Source organism: Trichlorobacter lovleyi (genome assembly GCF_015239775.1).
Taxonomy (GTDB): Bacteria; Desulfobacterota; Desulfuromonadia; order Geobacterales; family Pseudopelobacteraceae; genus Trichlorobacter; species Trichlorobacter lovleyi_B.
In genome coordinates this window covers 1,891,733-1,910,723 of the sequence record NZ_CP058409.1, presented here as the reverse complement: position 1 = coordinate 1,910,723, position 18,991 = coordinate 1,891,733, and the positions used below count along the sequence as shown (strand labels likewise).

The following is an 18,991-nucleotide window of genomic DNA, read 5'->3' as shown; positions in this document are numbered from 1 at the left end:
ATGTGCTATCACATCCTCATCCTCGGCGCAGGCCCATGCGGTCTTGGTGCTGCCTATCATCTTAATAAACTGGGCTATACCAACTGGCAACTGTATGAGCGCAATTCCTACGTTGGAGGTCTGTCTGCGTCTTTTGCGGATGACAAAGGTTTTACCTGGGACATCGGCGGGCATGTCCTCTTCTCTCACTACGACTGTTTTGACAACGCTGTTGCTGAAGCCCTGGGTGATGCGTACTACGAACACCAGCGTGAAAGCTGGGTCCGCATCCTGCAAACCTGGGTGCCGTACCCGTTTCAGAACAACGTCCGCCATCTCCCGGATGACGCCTTACGAGCGTGTATCGAAGGTCTACGTAACCTTAAAGGCAATCCATTGCAAGCAACCAACTTTCGCGAATGGATGGATGCTGTCTTTGGCAATGGTATTGTCACGTATTTCATGGAACCCTATAACCGCAAGGTATGGGGCACACCGCTTGAACAGATGAGCAAGGATTGGATTGCTGAACGGGTCAGCATGGTGGATTTGTCTCGTATTGAAAAGAACATTACTGAGGGACGGGATGATCTGAGCTGGGGGCCGAATAACACCTTCAAATTCCCTGAACGTGGCGGTACCGGTGCAATTTATGAAGGGATTGCAGACCGGTTCAGAGACAAAATTCATCTGAACCATGAAATGCAGGAAATAGACCTTGATGCAAGACAGGTCAGGTTCACCAATGGCAAGGTGGAAGCGTACGATCTGTTGATTACGACGCTTCCACTGGATCTATTTGTTAAGTCATGTGTCTCTATACCAGAAGCAGTTGTCTCTGCAGCTGAGGGGCTTACCCATAATGGTGGCCTGATTGTCGGGCTTGGGTTTAAAGGTCGCCGGGACGATACAAAGTGCTGGATGTATTTTCCTGAATCAAGTAGTCCTTTCTATCGCGTTACCAATTTTCACAACTATTCGCGCCACAATGTACCGGGTGGTGCCATAGATCGACATTATTCGCTCATGTGTGAGACAACGTACTCTCTCCATAAACCTCAGGACAAGAACTCAATTGTTGATGAAACAGTGCAAGGGCTTAGCAATAGCGGCATGATCTCGGACGCTGCCAAGGAACAGATTGCCAGTCGCTACCTCATTGATATTCCTTATTCCTATCCAGTGCCTACCCTTTCCCGCAATAGTGCCTTGCAGACTATCCAGCCATATCTTGAGGACCAGGGGGTGTATTCGCGCGGCCGGTTCGGAGCCTGGAAGTATGAAGTTGGCAATATGGATCACAGCTTTATGCAGGGAGTAGAGGTGGTGGACCGGATACTACGCCAAGGTTCAGAACCTACGGTAAACGGTACTGCGTTGTGAACATCTGTTTTGTGAAGACAGCTGATGCTCTGCTGGGGCGTTTGATAACAAACCTGTTGCCATCTCTGTCTACGCCTGATCTCCCTGAGTCTGTTTACTCTGTCCTCCTCATCCGCCCCGGCGGCATTGGCGATGCGGTTTTGTTGGCACCGGTGATCCGCCAACTTAAAGTCAAGTACCCCAATATTCAAATCACTATCTTGGCAGAACGCCGCAATGCCGGTGTGTTTGCCCTGGTTCCGTCTGTAGACCTGCTGTATTGTTACGACAGACCTGCTGAATTCTGGCGTGCAGTACGTGATAAATATGATGTTGTCATTGATACCGAACAGTGGCACCGTCTTTCGGCTGTTATAGCCCGGCTGATACGGTCTCCCATCAAGATCGGTTTTGCTACCAATGAGCGACGGCGGATGTTTACCCATGCGCTGCCGTACTCCCATGATGAGTATGAAGTCTCTAGTTTTAAACGTCTGCTAGAACCGCTTACGGACGTGTCAGAGCAGACTGAAGCCACGATTCCGTTCCTGACCATTCCTGTAACTTCAAAAGAATCTGCTCGAAAGCTGCTTGCAACTTTGGGTGATAAGCCTTTTGTAACTATATTCCCCGGTGCCTCTATCCCGGAGCGTCGTTGGGGGGCTGATCGGTTCAGGGCTGTGGCAGCTGCGCTTGTACAAAAAGGATATGGGGTGGTCGTGGTGGGAGGAACCGTTGACCGGACAGATGCTCAAACCATTGCAGATGAGTCAGGACTGGATCTGGCAGGACGGACCTCTCTTGCAGAGACTGCTGCTGTGATTTCCCGCTCTGCCCTGCTTATCAGCGCTGATTCTGGTCTGCTGCATGTTGCAATAGGATTGGGGGTGCCGACAGTTTCCCTGTTCGGTCCAGGCCGCGCCCTTAAATGGGCTCCGCGTGGGAAGCTGCATACTGTTATCAATAAAAATCTTTCCTGTTCTCCCTGTACTTCCTTTGGCACGACCCCACCATGCCCGTATAATGCTCGCTGTATGCAGGAAATCAGTGTGTCTGAGGTGATTGACCACTGTGTAAAGCAGATTGAACATACTGCTGGCTGACTTCTCTGGTTTTTTCAGGTATATCTCCTACTGCCATGACAAAACTTCAGGTTGATCATACTGGTGCCTTGTTAATTCCTGCCAAGGAACTGATGCAGCTTGGCCTCCAGCCGGGCGATTGTGTGGGGATTGAAGCCAATGATGCAGGGGTCCTGTTGCGTAAACAGGTTACAGTTGCACTTCCTGCAGACTCCGTTCAACAGGCAATTGCACATAAAAATCTGGCCACCGGTATCCGGTTTATCAAAGGAGTCGGTCCAAAATTGGCGGAACTGCTCGCCAAGCGTGGTATTCATACGGTTGAAGATGCCCTGTTCTGTCTGCCGCACCGTTATGAAGACCGCCGTCAACTCATCCCCATCAGACAGTTAAAACCGGGAATAACCCAGGTCTTTCAAGGTGCTGTTGTTTCTGCTGAAAGTACGGCAACCAGAGGAGGCCGCAAGGTCTTTGAGGCGGTGGTGCAGGATGAGAGCGCCAGTATTGTGCTGAAGTGGTTTCATGCCAACGGTGTCTGGATGAAACGGACCTGGCAGGTGGGGCGGCAAGGGGTCTTTACCGGTGAGGTGAGCAGTTTTGGGTGGAAACCTGAAGTGCATCATCCCGATGTAGAGTGGTTGGAAAAAGATGCCGATGTAAATGCCGTAATGGCTGCTGATCCGGTCAATTTCGGGCGGATTGTGCCGGTCTACCCTTTAACGGAAGGTCTGCACCAGAAGGGGATGCGGCGGGTGATGCGCCAGGTGGTGGATACCTTTCTGCCCAATCTGGAAAATATTCTGCCTCAATCCCTGTTGGAAACGTATCAGTATCTTCCGCTGCGGGAAGCACTTGGCCAGGTCCACCTGCCGCCATCAGATGCGCCTCTGATTGATCTGAATGAAGGTCGTACTCTGGCCCACCGATCTTTGGCCTTTGATGAGTTCTTTTTCTGGGAACTTGGTTTGGCATTAAAGAAACGGGGGGTAACCCTGGAAGAAGGGATCTCCTTCCAGGTTACCCATCGCTATACCAAAGAGCTGGTAAAATTGCTGCCATTTCAGTTGACTGCTGCCCAACGGCGGGTGTTGTCGGAGATCAAGGCCGATATGATGGCTTCCCACCCGATGCATCGTCTGGTGCAGGGGGATGTGGGCAGTGGCAAGACACTGGTGGCACTGATGGCAGCCCTGGTGGCAGTGGAAAACGAGTACCAGGTGGCAATCATGGCCCCCACCGAGATCCTGGCTGAGCAGCACTGGCATAATATTCACCATTGGTGTGAACAGCTGGGGGTCAACGTCGTGTTGCTTACCTCCGGTATGCGGGGCAAAATCAAGAAAGAGGCGCTGCAACAGGTTGCGGATGGCCGGGCTTCCATCGTGATCGGCACCCATGCCGTGATTCAGGATAAGGTTGAGTTCCACCGTCTGGGGTTAGGGATTGTGGATGAGCAGCACCGTTTTGGTGTTCTGCAGCGCGGCGTTCTAAAGAAAAAGGGTGCTAATCCTGATATTCTGGTGATGACCGCCACCCCGATTCCCCGTACCCTGGCTATGACCTTGTTTGGTGACCTCGCTCTGTCAGTCATTGATGAACTGCCACCGGGTAGAACACCAATTAATACAAAGATATACTTTGAATCACGCCGTAAACAGGTTTACGAGATGATCCACCAGGAGATTGGCCTGGGTCGTCAGGCATACGTTATCTATCCTCTGGTTGAAGAGTCTGAAAAGTCTGACCTGAAGGCCGCAACTCAGATGGCTGAACATCTACAGGCTGACATTTTTCCTGGACTCAGGCTGGGGCTGTTGCATGGCCGGATGAAGCCGGAGGAAAAGGAGGCGGTGATGGCCTCCTTCAAAAAGCGGGAGCTGGATATCCTGGTGGCCACTACCGTGATTGAGGTGGGGATCGATGTGCCGAATGCCACCCTGATGGTAATCGAACATGCCGAGCGTTTTGGTCTTTCTCAACTGCATCAGTTACGGGGCAGGGTAGGGCGGGGAAGTCACCGTTCCAGCTGTATACTGTTAACAGCGGGTAAGCTGTCTGAAGATGGAGAAAAACGGCTCAGGGTGATGGAGGCCACCACCGATGGCTTCAGGATTGCCGAGGCCGATCTTGAAATCCGTGGCCCGGGCGATTTTCTCGGTACGCGCCAATCCGGTATGCCTGATTTCAGAGTGGCAAGTATTCTGAGGGATGGTGCCATATTGGAGCAGGCTAGGTCTGCTGCCGCTAAATTACTTGAACGGGATGAACAGCTGCATTCATCTGAAGGACAACGAATACTCCAGGAACTGTTGCAACGCTGGGGTAAACGGCTGGAGCTGGCAGGTATCGCATGACAAAGGGGAGGTGCAACCATGTTACGGACAGTCTCTGATGTGGGCACTGTCGCCCGTGCCATTCAGCTCTCGGTGGCTCCGGTCTTTCTGTTAACCGGTATCGGCGCGATGCTCTCGGTCATGACCAACCGACTGGGACGGATCATTGACCGAGCCCGCCTGCTTGAAGCCCGTTTTGAAACTGCCGCGCAAGAAGGCCACAGGGAACTTATCCGGGCTGACCTTGCGACACTGGCACGCCGTGCCAAGCTGATCGGTCAGGCCATCAATCTCTGTACGACCACGGCCTTCCTGGTCTGCAGCGTTATTGCGCTGATGTTCATCGGCACGTTTCTGGAACTTGATCCCTCGATGCCGGTGGCGGTCCTGTTTGTCTGCGCCATGCTCTCCATGGTGTTGGGGCTGATCTGGTTTTTGCGAGAGATCTATATTGCCACGGCCAATCTCAGGATCGGTCCAGGGTCACAGACACCGCCAGCTCAGTAGCTGCTCTAAAAAGAAAAGGGCCGGTCCGTTTCCGGCCGGCCCTGTGTGTGCCTGTCAGCAGCCTGCAGTCTTTCTGAAGAGCTTGGACACATAGTCCTTGGTGTCGTATTTGACCCGTACCTCATCGCCGACAGTAATCCGTTTGTCATTAAGCTTATCCACCGTCAGCTGGTCAGTGACCGTGATGGCAACATCTTTCCCGCTGGCGTTGTCTTTGATCACGACTGTTGCCTTGCCTGCTTCGGCCTGAATCTTGACAACAGGGCCGACAATTTTAAGTTCTTCTGCAAATGACACTGTTGCCAGGCTAATCAGTAATGCGGTAATTGCGAAAATGAGCCGTTTCATGGTACTCCTCCTTGTGTGATGATGTTATTCATCTATTAGCATCAGGTGTGCCATGTTTTTATTGTATTGAAATAATTGCATTTTATCACATTGCTGCTGCCGTCTGTGTTATGCCGTAGCTGTTTCAGGGTGATTTACACCCCTTTTAAGACATATCCACATATCCAAGGAGCGTACGCATGTCAGAGTTTTCAGGTGTCACTGTTGTTCGAGAAGCCAACATCTATTTTAACGGGGCTGTTGCAAGCCATACGGTGCTGTTTCCTGATGGTTCCAAGAAGACCCTGGGAATCATGCAGCCGGGTGAATATACCTTTAATACCGGCGCTGCAGAGCTGATGGAGATACTGAGCGGTGAGCTGGATTTGCAATTGGCCGGTGAGACTGGCTGGAGACGGATTGGCGGCGGTCAGTCGTTTGAGGTGGCCGCTAATTCCTCCTTCACGATGAAGGTTCAGACCGTAGCTGATTACTGCTGCTCTTTTTTGTCATAATTGCCATTAAAATTTTCTGGCTTTTGTCTGGACCACTTGTTATATTCAAATATATGAATACTTACAAAGGAGCGGCGTCATGAAGATTACAGATGCGGCAAAGACAGCTCTGGAGCCGATTCTGGCCCAGAACCCCGGCAAACTGCTGCGGGTGGTGTTTGAAGGTTTTGGTTGAGGTGGTCCCCGTCTGGGGCTGGCTCTGGATGAGCCAGGTGAAAATGATACCAGGATGACTTTGAACGGCATTGAGTTGCTTGCAGAAAAAAGCCTGAATTCTTTCCTTGATGGTCAGGTAATTGATTTTGTTAACTCTGGTATGCGTGAGGGATTCGTGATCTCGCCGGAGTTTGGTTCTTCCTGCGCATAGATAAATCTTAATAAGGTTATGGGTAACAAAGGGGGAGGCCAATCCGGTCTCCCCCTTTGTTGTTTGTCAGGGCTGTTCCTTTGTCTCAATCCGCGGAAACAACGCTGCGGCCTTTTCAATAACCGTCCCCGGAGCAAGTTTGCCCCAGACAAGATCTTCGCCAGCCGGTTCCTGTTGCCAGCCAAGGCAGGCCAATGCCTTACGAGCGGTGTCTGGCATAAAAGGGGCAACCAGCGAGTGTACCAGCCGCTGGGCTTCAAGCAGACAATACATGACCGTTGCCAGCTGTTCGCGCTTGGCAGGATCTTTGGCAAGACCCCAGGGAGCGGTTTCGTCAATGTATTTGTTGCCGGCTGAAATAACATCCCAGATTGATTGCAGGGCCTTGCTGAAGGCCAGTTCATCCATACAGCTGTCAACCGCAGTAATCATCCCTTCAGCCTTGGCTTTCAAGGTTTTATCAAGCTCTGAAAAAGCACCTGGTGCGGGCAGGATGCCGTCAAAATATTTGACCAGCATGGCTGTTGAGCGGGATAGCAGGTTGCCCAGGTCGTTGGCCAGGTCAGAGTTGATCCGGTTGATCAGTGACCCGTGTGAGAAATCACCATCCAGGCCAAAGGGTACTTCCCGCATCAGGAAGTAACGCACCACATCCACGCCGTATTTGTCGATCAGCATGTTGGGCTCAACAACGTTCTGCAGCGACTTTGACATCTTCTGGCCTTCCACCGTCCACCAGCCGTGGGCAAAGACCTTCCTGGGAATCGGCAGGCCGGCTGCCATCAGAAAGGTCGGCCAGTAGACCGTATGGAAACGCAGGATATCCTTGCCGATCAGGTGGGCATCGGCGGGCCAGTAATGGCCATAGTTGCCATCGGCATTCGGATACCCGAGCGCGCTGATGTAGTTGGTCAGGGCATCAAACCAGACATAGATGACGTGGCGTTCATTGCCTGGCACCGGAATACCCCAGGAGAACGAGGTACGGGATACTGACAGGTCCCGTAGCCCTTCTTTGACAAAAGAGATGATCTCATTGCGCCTGGTTTTGGGTTGGATAAAGTCAGGGTTGGCCTCAATATGTGCCAGCAGCTTTTCACCATAGGCGCTCATCTTGAAGAAGTAGGATTCTTCCTTCAGCTTCTCAACCGGACGGTTACAGTCAGGACATTTGCCATCTTCAACCTGGGTTTCGGTCCAGAAGGTCTCGCAGGGGGTGCAGTACCAGTCTTCGTATTCCCCCAGATAGATGTCGCCTTGCTCCATCAACTGTTTAAAGATATGGGTGACACCCTGCTTGTGACGTTCCTGGGTGGTGCGGATAAAGTCGTTGTGAGAGATTCCCAGTTTTTCCCACAGGGCCTGAAAGCGTTTAACCACCCGGTCGGCAAGTTCAAGCGGGGTCTCGCCGTTTGTCTGGGCTGCCTTTTCAACCTTCTGCCCATGCTCGTCGCTGCCGGTCAGAAAAAAGACATCAAATCCCTTCATCCGCTTGTAACGGGCCAGTACATCAGCCGCGACAGTGGTATAGGCATGGCCGATATGGGGCACGTCATTAACGTAATAGATCGGGGTGGTGACGTAAAAAGATGGTTTCATTGCTGATTACTCCTGGCTTGGTCTATCTGGTTTCTGATCAGATGGTTTACGATGTCCGTGACGGCGGTTACGCTTTTTACGTTTCTGCTTCTCATCACTCTTGGGTTGCTGCGTGCCGGCTTCCCCGGCTTCTGCAGCGACTGGTCTGGTACTGGCCGTGTCAACGGGGGCTGAAACTGTACCTGCTGCTGCCGGTGCAGGACGTGGTCGCCGCTGCTGCTGCGGCTGCTGCTCCCGTGGCCTCCGCTGAGGCTGCTGAACCACCGTTTCCTGTTCCTTGGTTGTCTCCGGCTGAGGGGGCGACGAGCTGTTCTCATCAACCAGTTCCTTGACCTTGACACTGACCTGCTTGCCGTCTTCAAGGCGCAGGATCAACTCTCCGGTCAGGAGGTTCATTTTTTCCACCGTGCCGTTGTACTGGGCTGTCCGGGCCCGCTTGCCGCACTTGGGGAAATTTTTCCGCAGGTCGCAGTAGGTCTCATATTCGTAATCCAGGCAACAGAGTAGTCTGCCGCACTGGCCTGATATCTTGGAGGGATTCAGGGCCAGATTCTGCTCCTTGGCCATCTTGACCGATACCGGCTGGAAGTCACGCAGAAACGAGGCACAGCACAGCTCGCGTCCACAGATCCCCAGACCGCCGACCATTTTGGCCTCATCCCGCACCCCGATCTGGCGCATCTCGATCCTGGTATGGAAGGTATGGGCCAGATCCTTGACCAGTTCTCTAAAATCGACCCTGCCGTCGGCGGTAAAGTAAAAGATCGCCTTGCTGCCATCAAAGAGATGTTCAACCCGGACCAGTTTCATATCCATGCCCCGTTCCTTGATCCGGCGCAGGCAGAAGTCATAGGCCTCTTTTTCTCTTCGTTGGTGATGAGCCAGGGTTTTTTCATCTTCCGGCCCCAGCAGGCGTTGTACAGGGGCAAGGGGATGACTGAAACCGGTTTCGTCTTTTTCTTGCGGTCCGGTGACGATGGTGCCCAGACTGATGCCACGTTCGGTTTCAACAACCACCCGGTCTCCCGGCTTCAGATCCAGGGCGCCGGCATTGAAATCATACATCTTACCGGCCGGATTGAACTGTATGGAAACAACACGTATCACGTATCAGACTCCTTTTCGTAAACGATCATAGGCCAGCAGAAAGCGTTCCAATGCCAGCTTGGGGTTGGCATTGCCCTGAATCGCACGCCTGGTTTCAAGGCAACACTCAAGGGCCTCCATTATGCTGGCAGGGGTAAACCGGGAGGCCTCAGCAGTAAGTTCAGTACTCAGAAAACCGTTTGCTATACCAATCTGCCCGCAGGAACGGATCAGTAACAGGTCACGTAACAGCGACAGCAACAGATTAAAGGTTGACAGTGTTTCCTCGCGTCCACCGGCAACCGATTCAGCAGTGTCAAAAACAGTGGCAACCTGCCTGGATGATGCCTTTGACAGCATGACCAGCAACTCCTGGCGGCGTGTGGCATCAGATTCTTCGTCCAGCGTGCTGGCCCGCTCCATGCTTCCTTCTGCCAGTGGCGCCAGCTCCTGCGCCTTGTCAGGGGCCATCCCCTGTTGAATCAATAAATCTGCTACAACGCTGTCATCCAGCGGGCTGAAGCGCAGGTGCTGACAACGGGAACGGATGGTTGAGAGCAGCAGATCCGCCTGGGTTGACAGCAAAATGATGATCGCATGACCAGGTGGCTCCTCAAGGGTCTTTAAGAGTGCATTGGCTGACTTTTCATTCATCCGCTCAGCCGGTTCGATCAGGCAGGCCTTGCGCTTGGCCTCGAACGGACGCAGAGACAGTTGTTGCTGCAGCTCCCGGATCTGCTCAATGCTGATATCCCGCTTGTCCGGCAGGGGCGAAAGCAGGTGCAGGTCTGGGTGATTACCGGAAGCCAGTTTACGGCAGGACGGACAGTTCCCGCAGGCATCACCGTCCTGCGGCTCCTTGCAGAAAAGCGCCTGCATCAAGGCCAGGGCGGTTGTGCGCCGTCCACAGCCGTCCGGTCCTTCAAACAGGTAGGCGTGGGCTACCCGGTTCGCATGGATGGAACGTTTTAAGGCATCAAGTACCCGGTCCTGTCCCTTGATTGCTGAAAAAGACATCTAGGCAGATACCGCAAGGCGGGACAGAACCGCATCAGAAATTGCCAAGGCAACCTGAGCCGGCTTTCCGGCTGCATCAACAATCACAAAACGGCCGGGTTCTTCTGCAGCCAGCTGCAGATAGCCATCCCGCACCCGTTGGTGGAAGGCCAGGGATTCCAGCTCGAACCGCTCCTCCCGTGGACCGCTGGTTGACTCAATCCTCTGTCTGGCACGTCCCAGGCCTGTCTCAACCGGGCAGTCAAGTAACACCGTTAGATCCGGGGCAATACCGTCGCAGGCCAGATTATTCAGGGTTTCAATGGTCTGACGATCAATACCGCGACCAAAGGATTGATAGGCACGGGTGGCGTCACTGAACCGGTCACAAAGCACAATAGTACCTTCAGCCAGTGCCGGACTGACCACCTCCGTCAGGTGCTGTGACCGGCTGGCTGCATAAAGCATCAGTTCTGCCATCGGCACCAGGGCCGTGTTGGCGGCATCCAGCAAGACACCACGAATCTGATCAGCTATGGGGCACCCGCCCGGTTCACGGGTGAGCAGCACCCGCTGGCCGGCCTGCTGCAGGGATGCTGCAAGCAGTGCAATCTGGGTGCTCTTGCCGCAGCCTTCTATGCCTTCAAAGGTAATAAACATACGGTCTCCATGAAAGTGGATCATTATAGGCATCTAGCCCATACTTGGCAACGCAAATCAACGATCAAAGCTACTTGCAGCCAACCGGTGCATCCCGTATACTCCTTGGCATGTCACCTCTCCAGAATCTGATACTAGGCCACAGTTTCACCAACCGGACTCTGTTGCAACAGGCTTTGACCCATCCCTCATACCTGAATGAGGCCCGCCAGGAAGGCGCTGCCGACTATCAGCGGCTTGAATTTCTGGGGGATGCCGTGCTGGGATTGCTACTGGCTGACCTGCTCTATCAGCAGTTCCCCGGTCTTTCAGAGGGTGACCTGTCACGTTTGCGATCCTCACTGGTTGATCAACCCCGTTTGGCCAGGCTTGCCGCTGATGCCGGAATCGCCCCGCTGATCCTGATGGGAAAGGGCGCTGAACGGGAAGGGGGGCGCACAAACCCCTCCATCCTGGCTGATGTATTTGAGGCCCTGATCGGCGCCATCCACTGCGATGCCGGATTTACCGCCGTACAGAAGGTGGTTTGGCAGCTCTATAGACCGCTGGTTGCTGCCATAGCAGCTGATGCCCCGGCTCAGCATGATGCCAAAAGTGAGCTGCAGGAACTGCTGGCAGCCCGGAAACAGGCTGCTCCGGTCTATACCCTGATTGACCAGCAGGGGCCGGATCATGATCGCCTTTTCAGTATTGAGGTGTCGGTTGACGGCATGGCGCTGGGACAGGGGCAGGGGCGCAGCAAAAAGGCGGCCCAGCAGTCGGCGGCAGAATCAGCGCTGGCCCGTTTGCGGAGTTAATCCAGGCATCATGCGTCCACTGATTATCCCGTTTTTTATCCCCCATGCAGGCTGTCCGCACACCTGTCTTTTCTGTAACCAGCGCCTGATCTCCGGTGTGGAGCAAAGTGTGCCGTCCGCCATCCAGATAACAGAAACGGTACAGGGGTGGCTGGAGCGTTCCCCCAATAGGCCGGCTGAGGTGGCTTTTTACGGCGGCAGCTTCACCTTGTTGCCACAACAGCAGCAACAACAGGTGCTTGAAGCAGTCCAGCCGCTGATTGAACAACAGTTGATAACCGGCATCAGGATCTCAACAAGACCTGATGCCCTTGAAGCTGCAGAACTGACATTTCTTGCTGCGCACAAGGTGGCCACGATTGAAATCGGGGTGCAGTCCCTTGATGATCTGGTCCTGCTGCAGAGCAACAGAGGTCATACTGCAGCAGACAGTCTGGCTGCAATCAAGCGTGTCAGGGCTGCCGGGTTTCAGGTCGGGGCACAGTTATTACCTGGTCTGCCCGGAGATACCCGCGCAAAGGCACTGGCCAGCGTGCAGGGAGTCATGGCTGCCGGAGCCCGGTTTGTGCGGATTTACCCGGCAGTGGTGCTTTCAGGCACCGCACTGGCTGATCAGTACAGGGCAGGCCACTATCAACCGCCGGATCTTGCGCAGGGGGTAAAAACCTGTGCCCGGATGTTGCATCTCTGCCTGCAGGCAGGTATACCGGTTATCCGGATCGGTTTACAGACTGAGGAGGGGTTGTCAGCAGAAGGCGCCATCCTGGCCGGGTGCTGGCATCCGGCCCTAGGGCAGCTGGTTAAGGCCCAGCTGTATCACGATCTGGTTCTCACACTTGCAGAACATTTCAAATCCCTTGACGGGCTGCAGCTGGCCTGCCCCCCTGACCGGCTTTCAGAAGTGCAGGGGCATGCACGAAGCAACCTGCAACGCTGGCAACAAGCAGGTCTGCCAGTAGACCGGATCCTGACTGATCCCGGCCTGAACCATGATCAGATTTGCCTGCAAAACTTACAGCAGAAGAGTATAGGTTCTGTTATAACCACAGATATTTACAAGGAGAGTCTCAATGCGTAAGGAATCACTGGTTTTTCTGGAAAAGCTGCTGGCCGCCCCCAGCCCCTCTGGCTATGAACAACCTGCCCAGCGACTGTTTCGTGACTACGTTGCCCCCTACTGCCAGGTCAGCAGCGATGTACTGGGTAACGTCTACGGCTTTATTGCAGGTCAGGGCAAAGATCGTCCCAAGGTGATGCTGGTGGGACATTCCGATGAAATCGGCCTGCAGGTCAAATACATCGATGACAAGGGGTTTCTCTACTTTGCCGCCATTGGCGGGGTTGATGCCCATTTGACACCGGGCAAGGTCGTCCATATCCATACGGCAGACGGCCCGCTTCCCGGTGTTGTCGGCAAGCGCCCGATCCACCTGATGGATACCAAAGATCGCGAAACCGTGGTCAAGCTGGAGGCTCAGTACATTGATATCGGGGCAAAGGACAAGAAAGAGGCTCAAAAACTGGTGCGGGTAGGGGATTGCATTACCTTTGAGAGCGGTTTTACCCGCCTGCAAGGCGATCGGATTGCATCCCGGGGCTTTGATGACAAGGCCGGTTCCTTTGTGGTGGCAGAGGTACTGCGCCTGGTGGCTGCAGAAAAGAAAAAGCTGCCGGTTGATCTCTATGGCGTCTCGTCCGTTCAGGAGGAGATCGGTCTGCGGGGCGGCACTACCAGCTGTTATACCGTCAACCCGGATATCGGCATCTGTGTTGAAGTGGATTTTGCCACTGATCAGCCCGATGTGGAGCGTAAACACAATGGTGAGGTAGCCCTGGGCAAAGGTCCGATCCTGACCCGTGGCGCCAATATCAACCATGCCCTGTTCGAGCTGTTATACGCCACAGCCCAGAAGGATAAGATTGCGGTACAGCTGACCGCCAACCCGCGTGCCACCGGCACCGATGCCAACGTGATGCAGATTTCCCGGGGCGGTGTAGCCACGGCCCTGGTGAAACTGCCGCTGCGCTATATGCATACACCGGTAGAGGTGGTGTCCCTGGGAGATCTGGAGCAGGCTGCCAAGCTGATTGTGGCGACGCTTAAACGGATTACTGACCGCGGGGCGTTCGTGCCACAGTAGAAAAGCTCTTTATTCTTGACAAACTACCAGCTTTCACTATATTACCTCATTTCTTAACCCTCCATCAGCCCGAGGTGCGTGCATGAAGGTCAGAACCGAACATATCAAGGAAGCCGTTCGGGAGTTTTCCTTCAATGAACCGGCAGAGTCATTTCCGGTCCTTGCCGCAATGATGGCTGCCGGTGAGTGCCGTTTTACCGGCTCGGTGCAGGTTGCATTAACAGCCGAACGTGAACTGGACCATTATCGGGTTGAGGGTACGGTCTCTGTGCCGGTGCAGCTGGATTGTTCCCGCTGCCTCTGCAGCTTTGATCGTACAGTTTTTTCACGTTTCACCATTTTCTTCCGGGAAGGTGCTGCTGTAAATCACGAAGAAGAAGATGAGGTCGAACTGGAAGAGCGGGATCTGATCTCAAGCAGTTTTAGCGGTGACGAGATTGACCTGATGCCTGAAATTGCGGAACAGGTTGCCCTGGAGATTCCGCTGAAGCCGCTCTGCTCGGAAAGTTGCAAGGGGTTATGCCCCGTCTGTGGCATTGATCTGAACAGCGGTACCTGTAGTTGTGTCAGTGAACAGAAACAATCAAGATTTGCTGTTTTAAAGGACTTTAAAGTCCGCCCATAAACAGTGGCCTCAAGGCTACCAACAAAGGAGTATCAGCCATGGCAGTACCCAAGAAGAAAACATCCAAATCACGCAAGAATATGCGTCGGGCCCACGATTTCCTGACCGCCCCCAGCCTGTCGGTCTGCCCACAATGCAAATCCCCTAAAATGCCGCACCGCGCCTGTCCTTCCTGCGGAACCTACAAGGGTAAGGAAGTAGCCGGGGCTGCAAAACAGGCCTGATAGGGTCTGATTTGCATACCATGAGAGTTGCTGTTGATGCCATGGGAGGTGACAACGCCCCGGCCATTGAGGTTGAGGGTGCTGTTGCCGCGTCCCGTCAATACGGTATTCCCATTATCCTGGTCGGGGATGAGGATCGTCTTCGTCAGGAACTTGACCATCATGCTGCATCAGGATTGGATATCACCATTCACCATGCCAGCGAGGTGGTGGGGATGCATGACTCTGCCTCTGATGCGGTACGCAAGAAGCGTAACTCGTCGGTTCGGCTCGCCTTTGAACTGGTAAAGGATGGACAGGCCTGTGCTGCGGTCAGTGCCGGCAACTCCGGTGCCACCATGGCTGCCGGCATGTTTGTCCTGAAACGGATCAGCGGTATTGAACGGCCTGCCATAGCCCAGGTCTTCCCAACCCTTGAAGGTAAAACCCTGGTGCTGGATGTGGGGGGGAATGTTGACTGCAAGGCCTCCCACCTGGTGCAGTTTGCCATTATGGGGCAGGTCTATGCCAAGCATGCCCTGGGTATCCCCAACCCTCGCATTGGACTGCTTTCCAATGGCGAGGAAGATTCCAAAGGCAATGAGCTGACCCGCGAAACCAATGCCATTCTCCGTCAAACATCACTCAACTACGCCGGTTATGTAGAAGGTCGCGATATCTTCAAAGGTACGGTTGAGGTGGTGGTTTGTGATGGCTTTGTAGGAAATGTTGTGCTCAAACTTTCTGAAGGTCTGGCTGAGGCTACCGGCACCATGCTCAAGCGCGAGATCATGGGAGACATGATCGCCAAAATGGGCTATCTATTCATGCGTGGTGCCTTTAAGCGCTTTAAAAAGACCGTTGATTACGCCGAGTACGGTGGCGCACCTTTGATCGGTATTAACGGTGTCGGCATGATCTGCCATGGCGGCTCCAATGCCAAGGCGATCAAGAACGCCATCCGCTTTGCCCACGATTATGCAACCAGCGGTGTAACGCAACGTATTGCCGAGAAACTCTCTGAGAATTACGGGGCACTGTTTCCACGCACCGGTCAATCAGTACCACCAGTGTCCTGACCGAAGATTTCCTTCCATCTGTTATTTGATTGCCGGAACCAGGTGTTCCTCAGTTCCGGTTGGGGGTCACATGCTGCGCGCCCGCATCACGGGAACCGGTTCTGCTGTTCCCGATAAGGTTCTCACCAATCACGATCTTGAAAAACTGGTCGATACCAACGATGAATGGATCACCACCAGGACCGGCATTAAACAACGTCGTATTGCTGCCGAGAACGAATATACTTCCACTTTTGCCACACTGGCGGCACGCCGGGCCCTTGCAATGGCCGGCATCACGCCTGAAGAACTTGACCTGATTATCCTGGGTACTGTCACACCTGATTTCCCGTTTCCTGCCACCGCCTGTATTGTTCAGCAAGAACTCGGTGCCCACCATGCTGCGGCATTTGATCTGTCAGCTGCCTGTTCTGGTTTTATTTACGGTCTGAATATCGCAGAGGCCTACATCAAGAGCGGCATGGCTCGCAAGGTGTTGGTGATGGGAGCCGAGGTGTTAACCCGTATTGTGGACTTCACAGACCGTAACACCTGTATCCTGTTTGGTGACGGGGCAGGTGCTGTTATTGTTGAAGCCGATAACGGCGAGCAGGGCATTCTCTCCAGCCATATCTTCACCAATGGCACCCACTGGGGGTTGCTGTACCAGCCAGGTTGCGGCGGCAGAAATCCTGCCACCGGGCCAACCACCTATAGTGACAAACTGTATTACCTGAGAATGGAAGGTAATGAGGTTTTCAAGCATGCGGTGCGTGCCATGGGTGATGCTGCCGTTGCCGCACTTGAACACAACTCGGTCACTGCCGATGAGGTGTCACTCCTGATTCCCCATCAAGCCAATCGCCGCATTATTGAGGCCACAGGCAAGCGGGTCGGCATTCCTGAAGAACGGATCTTTGTCAATCTGCATAAATACGGCAACACCTCTTCTGCCTCCATCCCCTTGGCTCTGGATGAGGCCAACCGCGAAGGCCGCCTGAAATCCGGTGACCTGGTGTTACTGGATGCCTTTGGTGGTGGCTTTACCTATGGCTCGGTTTTGTTAAAGTGGTAACACCATAATGTTTCAGTAAAGGACTGATAGTATGAGCAAAACATCTTTTTTGTTTCCGGGACAAGGCTCCCAGTATGCCGGTATGGGCAAGGATCTGGCAGAAAATTTTTCCATTGCACGGCATACCTTTGATGAGGCAGATGAGGCGCTTGGATTCAAGCTCTCCGATCTCTGCTTTAACGGCCCGGAAGACGACCTGAAGCTTACCTTTAATACCCAGCCGGCTATCCTTACGGCAAGTATTGCCGTCCTACGGGTGGTTCAGCAGGAAACCGGTCTACAAGCCGATTGTGTCGCCGGTCACTCACTGGGTGAATACTCGGCCCTGGTCTGTGGTGGTGCCCTGTCACTGGCGGATGCTGTACGCACCGTGCGTTCCCGCGGTACGTTTATGCAAGAGGCTGTGCCGGTTGGGGTTGGTGCCATGGCAGCCATGCTTTCGATTGAAGCTGACGAACTTGCTGCCATCTGCGCTGAGGCTGCCCAGGGAGAGGTGGTCGCTCCGGCAAACTTCAACTCCCCCGGACAGATCGTGATTGCCGGGCATGCAACTGCAGTAAACAGAACCATTGAGCTGGCAAAGGCCAAAGGGTTCCGTAAGGCCATGCTGCTGCCGGTCAGCGCCCCGTTCCATTGCGCACTGATGCAACCTGCCGCCGACCGTCTGAAAGAGGTGCTGGATTGTGTAACGATCCATCCGCTCACCCTCCCGGTAGTCACCAACGTGGAAGCAACAGCCAATCAGGACGCCGGCCGGGTGCGTGAACTGCTGGTGGCCCAGGTCTGTGCGCCGGTACGCTGGGAACAGTCTGTACATGCCATGATTAATCAGGGGGTAAGCCGCTTTGTAGAAATTGGACCGGGCAAGGTTTTGACCGGGCTGGTCAAGCGGATCAACAAGGAGATGGCTCTGGTTAATATTGAAGACACGGCCGGTGTAAAGGCTGCAGCTTGATTCCTGTTTTAAAGGAGGGTGGTACCCATGCTTGATATTAATCAGATTATGAAGATATTACCCCACCGTCATCCCTTTTTGATGGTTGATCGCATTCTTGAAATCGAGGTTGGCAAGCGGATTGTCGGCCTTAAGAATGTTACCATCAACGAGCCGTTTTTCCCCGGTCACTTCCCGGGCCACCCGGTTATGCCAGGGGTTCTGATTATCGAGGCAATGGCCCAGGTGGCCGGAATTCTGGCCTATCAATCAGATGAGAGCGTACGGGACAAGGTGACCTATTTTACCGGTATTGATAATGCCCGCTTCCGTAAGCCGGTTATGCCGGGTGACCAGCTTCGTTTTGAGATTGAGGCCACCGGTTGCAAGCGTGGTATCTGGTTCTTTAATGCCAAGGCTCTGGTGGATGGTAAAGTTGTAACTGAAGCAGAGTTGAAGGCAACCTTTGCAGATAAGCAATCCTGATATTTTTGAGAGGAGACAGAATATGCCAAAAGGAAAAGTAGCTGTCATTACCGGTGCATCACGGGGGATCGGCAAGAGTATCGCCTTTGCACTGGCAGCACAGGGTGCCACTATTGTGGCCATGGATATGGATCAGGCTGCTACCGATGCAACCGTTGCAGAGTTACAGGCAAGCGGTGCCAAGGCCCTGGCCGTTGTTGGCAACGTTACGGTGGCTGCAGACGTAGAGCGGATGATTGATGCGGCTGTCGAGGCATTTGGCCGGGTTGATATTCTGGTCAATAATGCTGGAATCACCCGTGACGGCCTGATCATGCGGATGAAGGACGAAGATTGGGATGCGGTCCTGAGTGTCAACCTGAAAGGTGCCTTTGTCTGCACCCGTACCGCCTTCAAGGTTATGAGCAAGCAGCGCTATGGCCGGATCATCAATATCGCGTCAGTCGTTGGTCAGATGGGGAATGCCGGCCAGGCAAACTACTGTGCCAGCAAGGCAGGCCTGATCGGCCTGACCAAGTCCAATGCCCGTGAGATGGCCAAGCGGAATGTAACCGTTAACGCGGTTGCCCCCGGTTTTATTGCCACTGCCATGACCGACGCACTGCCGGAAAAAGTGCGTGAAGAACTTGCTGCCCAGATCCCTCTGGAGCGACTCGGCTCGGCTGATGATATTGCCAACGCTGTTGTCTTTTTGGCCTCTGAGGCCTCTGCCTACATTACCGGGCATGTCCTTTCGGTGAATGGCGGCATGTATATGTAGCATGATTTCAGGCAGTTGGATATTGTTCCAATCTCCTGAAAATTTGCTTTGACATTTGTCGTTTCTGTTTGCTAAGAAGCAGAGACGTTTTCAAAAACA

General features: G+C 53.7%; 21 protein-coding genes. 16 read left to right on the top strand and 5 right to left on the bottom strand.

All coding sequences use genetic code 11. The features are described from left to right. The 4 genes from FY034_RS08825 to FY034_RS08810 all read left to right on the top strand — a co-directional run bounded on the left by FY034_RS08825 (position 1) and on the right by FY034_RS08810 (position 5,263). Positions 1 to 1,362 carry a protoporphyrinogen/coproporphyrinogen oxidase gene (locus tag FY034_RS08825; RefSeq protein ID WP_265549680.1) on the top strand — a complete coding sequence of 454 codons (1,362 nt, stop codon included), beginning with the start codon at positions 1 to 3 and terminating at the stop codon, positions 1,360 to 1,362. 152 nt (positions 1,363 to 1,514) lie between these two features. Continuing rightward, entirely contained in the window at positions 1,515 to 2,444 is a 930-nt protein-coding gene (locus FY034_RS08820; RefSeq protein WP_265555238.1) for a glycosyltransferase family 9 protein, read from the top strand. A gap of 35 nt (positions 2,445 to 2,479) precedes the next feature. After that, entirely contained in the window at positions 2,480 to 4,777 is a 2,298-nt protein-coding gene (gene recG, locus FY034_RS08815; RefSeq protein ID WP_265549678.1) for an ATP-dependent DNA helicase RecG, read from the top strand. A gap of 18 nt (positions 4,778 to 4,795) precedes the next feature. Next, entirely contained in the window at positions 4,796 to 5,263 is a 468-nt protein-coding gene (locus FY034_RS08810) for a DUF2721 domain-containing protein (RefSeq protein ID WP_265549676.1), read from the top strand. Between the two features lie 54 nt (positions 5,264 to 5,317). Here FY034_RS08810 and FY034_RS08805 read toward each other — a convergent pair whose 3' ends face one another. Further along, the gene (locus tag FY034_RS08805) at positions 5,318 to 5,611 is read right to left on the bottom strand and encodes a hypothetical protein (RefSeq protein WP_265549674.1); all 294 of its coding nucleotides are present in this window, start codon (positions 5,609 to 5,611) and stop codon (positions 5,318 to 5,320) included. Positions 5,612 to 5,790: 179 nt separating this feature from the next. Here FY034_RS08805 and FY034_RS08800 point away from each other — a divergent pair, with 179 nt between their 5' ends. After that, positions 5,791 to 6,105 (top strand): pyrimidine/purine nucleoside phosphorylase, encoded by a 315-nt coding sequence (locus tag FY034_RS08800; RefSeq protein WP_265549672.1) that lies wholly within the window; start codon positions 5,791 to 5,793, stop codon positions 6,103 to 6,105. Between the two features lie 79 nt (positions 6,106 to 6,184). Continuing rightward, positions 6,185 to 6,472, top strand: a complete 288-nt coding sequence (locus FY034_RS08795) for an iron-sulfur cluster biosynthesis family protein (protein WP_265549670.1) — start codon at positions 6,185 to 6,187, stop codon at positions 6,470 to 6,472. 66 nt (positions 6,473 to 6,538) lie between these two features. Here FY034_RS08795 and metG read toward each other — a convergent pair whose 3' ends face one another. The 4 genes from metG to tmk are packed head-to-tail and all read right to left on the bottom strand — an operon-like array spanning position 6,539 to position 10,813. Continuing rightward, positions 6,539 to 8,071: a methionine--tRNA ligase gene (metG, locus tag FY034_RS08790; protein WP_265549668.1), complete on the bottom strand. Its 1,533-nt coding sequence runs from the start codon at positions 8,069 to 8,071 to the stop codon at positions 6,539 to 6,541. 6 nt (positions 8,072 to 8,077) lie between these two features. Then, positions 8,078 to 9,178, bottom strand: a complete 1,101-nt coding sequence (locus tag FY034_RS08785) for a PSP1 domain-containing protein (RefSeq protein WP_265549666.1) — start codon at positions 9,176 to 9,178, stop codon at positions 8,078 to 8,080. Between the two features lie 3 nt (positions 9,179 to 9,181). Continuing rightward, positions 9,182 to 10,174 carry a DNA polymerase III subunit delta' gene (gene holB, locus FY034_RS08780; RefSeq protein WP_265549664.1) on the bottom strand — a complete coding sequence of 331 codons (993 nt, stop codon included), beginning with the start codon at positions 10,172 to 10,174 and terminating at the stop codon, positions 9,182 to 9,184. Next, positions 10,175 to 10,813 (bottom strand): dTMP kinase, encoded by a 639-nt coding sequence (gene tmk / locus FY034_RS08775; RefSeq protein ID WP_265549663.1) that lies wholly within the window; start codon positions 10,811 to 10,813, stop codon positions 10,175 to 10,177. A 110-nt stretch (positions 10,814 to 10,923) separates the two neighbouring features. Between tmk and rnc the strand changes: the two genes are divergently transcribed. The 10 genes from rnc to fabG all read left to right on the top strand — a co-directional run bounded on the left by rnc (position 10,924) and on the right by fabG (position 18,892). Further along, complete coding sequence (gene rnc, locus FY034_RS08770; RefSeq protein ID WP_265549661.1) at positions 10,924 to 11,610, top strand: ribonuclease III; 687 nt, start codon at positions 10,924 to 10,926, stop codon at positions 11,608 to 11,610. A 10-nt stretch (positions 11,611 to 11,620) separates the two neighbouring features. Further along, the gene (locus tag FY034_RS08765; protein WP_265549659.1) at positions 11,621 to 12,688 is read left to right on the top strand and encodes an elongator complex protein 3; all 1,068 of its coding nucleotides are present in this window, start codon (positions 11,621 to 11,623) and stop codon (positions 12,686 to 12,688) included. Then, a complete protein-coding gene (locus FY034_RS08760) occupies positions 12,681 to 13,751 on the top strand; it encodes a M42 family metallopeptidase (RefSeq protein WP_265549657.1) in 1,071 nt (356 codons plus the stop codon). Before FY034_RS08765 ends, FY034_RS08760 begins: the two co-directional genes overlap by 8 nt. 82 nt (positions 13,752 to 13,833) lie before the next feature. Next, entirely contained in the window at positions 13,834 to 14,376 is a 543-nt protein-coding gene (locus tag FY034_RS08755) for a YceD family protein (protein ID WP_265549655.1), read from the top strand. A gap of 38 nt (positions 14,377 to 14,414) precedes the next feature. Further along, entirely contained in the window at positions 14,415 to 14,600 is a 186-nt protein-coding gene (gene rpmF / locus FY034_RS08750) for a 50S ribosomal protein L32 (protein WP_012469996.1), read from the top strand. A gap of 20 nt (positions 14,601 to 14,620) precedes the next feature. Further along, the gene (plsX, locus tag FY034_RS08745) at positions 14,621 to 15,658 is read left to right on the top strand and encodes a phosphate acyltransferase PlsX (protein WP_012469995.1); all 1,038 of its coding nucleotides are present in this window, start codon (positions 14,621 to 14,623) and stop codon (positions 15,656 to 15,658) included. Between the two features lie 70 nt (positions 15,659 to 15,728). Next, complete coding sequence (locus FY034_RS08740) at positions 15,729 to 16,712, top strand: beta-ketoacyl-ACP synthase III (protein WP_265549652.1); 984 nt, start codon at positions 15,729 to 15,731, stop codon at positions 16,710 to 16,712. A 31-nt stretch (positions 16,713 to 16,743) separates the two neighbouring features. Next, on the top strand, positions 16,744 to 17,667 hold the full coding sequence (gene fabD / locus FY034_RS08735; RefSeq protein WP_265549650.1) for an ACP S-malonyltransferase: 924 nt from the start codon (positions 16,744 to 16,746) through the stop codon (positions 17,665 to 17,667). Between the two features lie 27 nt (positions 17,668 to 17,694). Beyond that, positions 17,695 to 18,132, top strand: a complete 438-nt coding sequence (gene fabZ / locus FY034_RS08730; protein ID WP_416222759.1) for a 3-hydroxyacyl-ACP dehydratase FabZ — start codon at positions 17,695 to 17,697, stop codon at positions 18,130 to 18,132. A gap of 22 nt (positions 18,133 to 18,154) precedes the next feature. After that, a complete protein-coding gene (gene fabG, locus FY034_RS08725; RefSeq protein ID WP_012469991.1) occupies positions 18,155 to 18,892 on the top strand; it encodes a 3-oxoacyl-[acyl-carrier-protein] reductase in 738 nt (245 codons plus the stop codon). Positions 18,893 to 18,991: the final 99 nt, after the last annotated feature.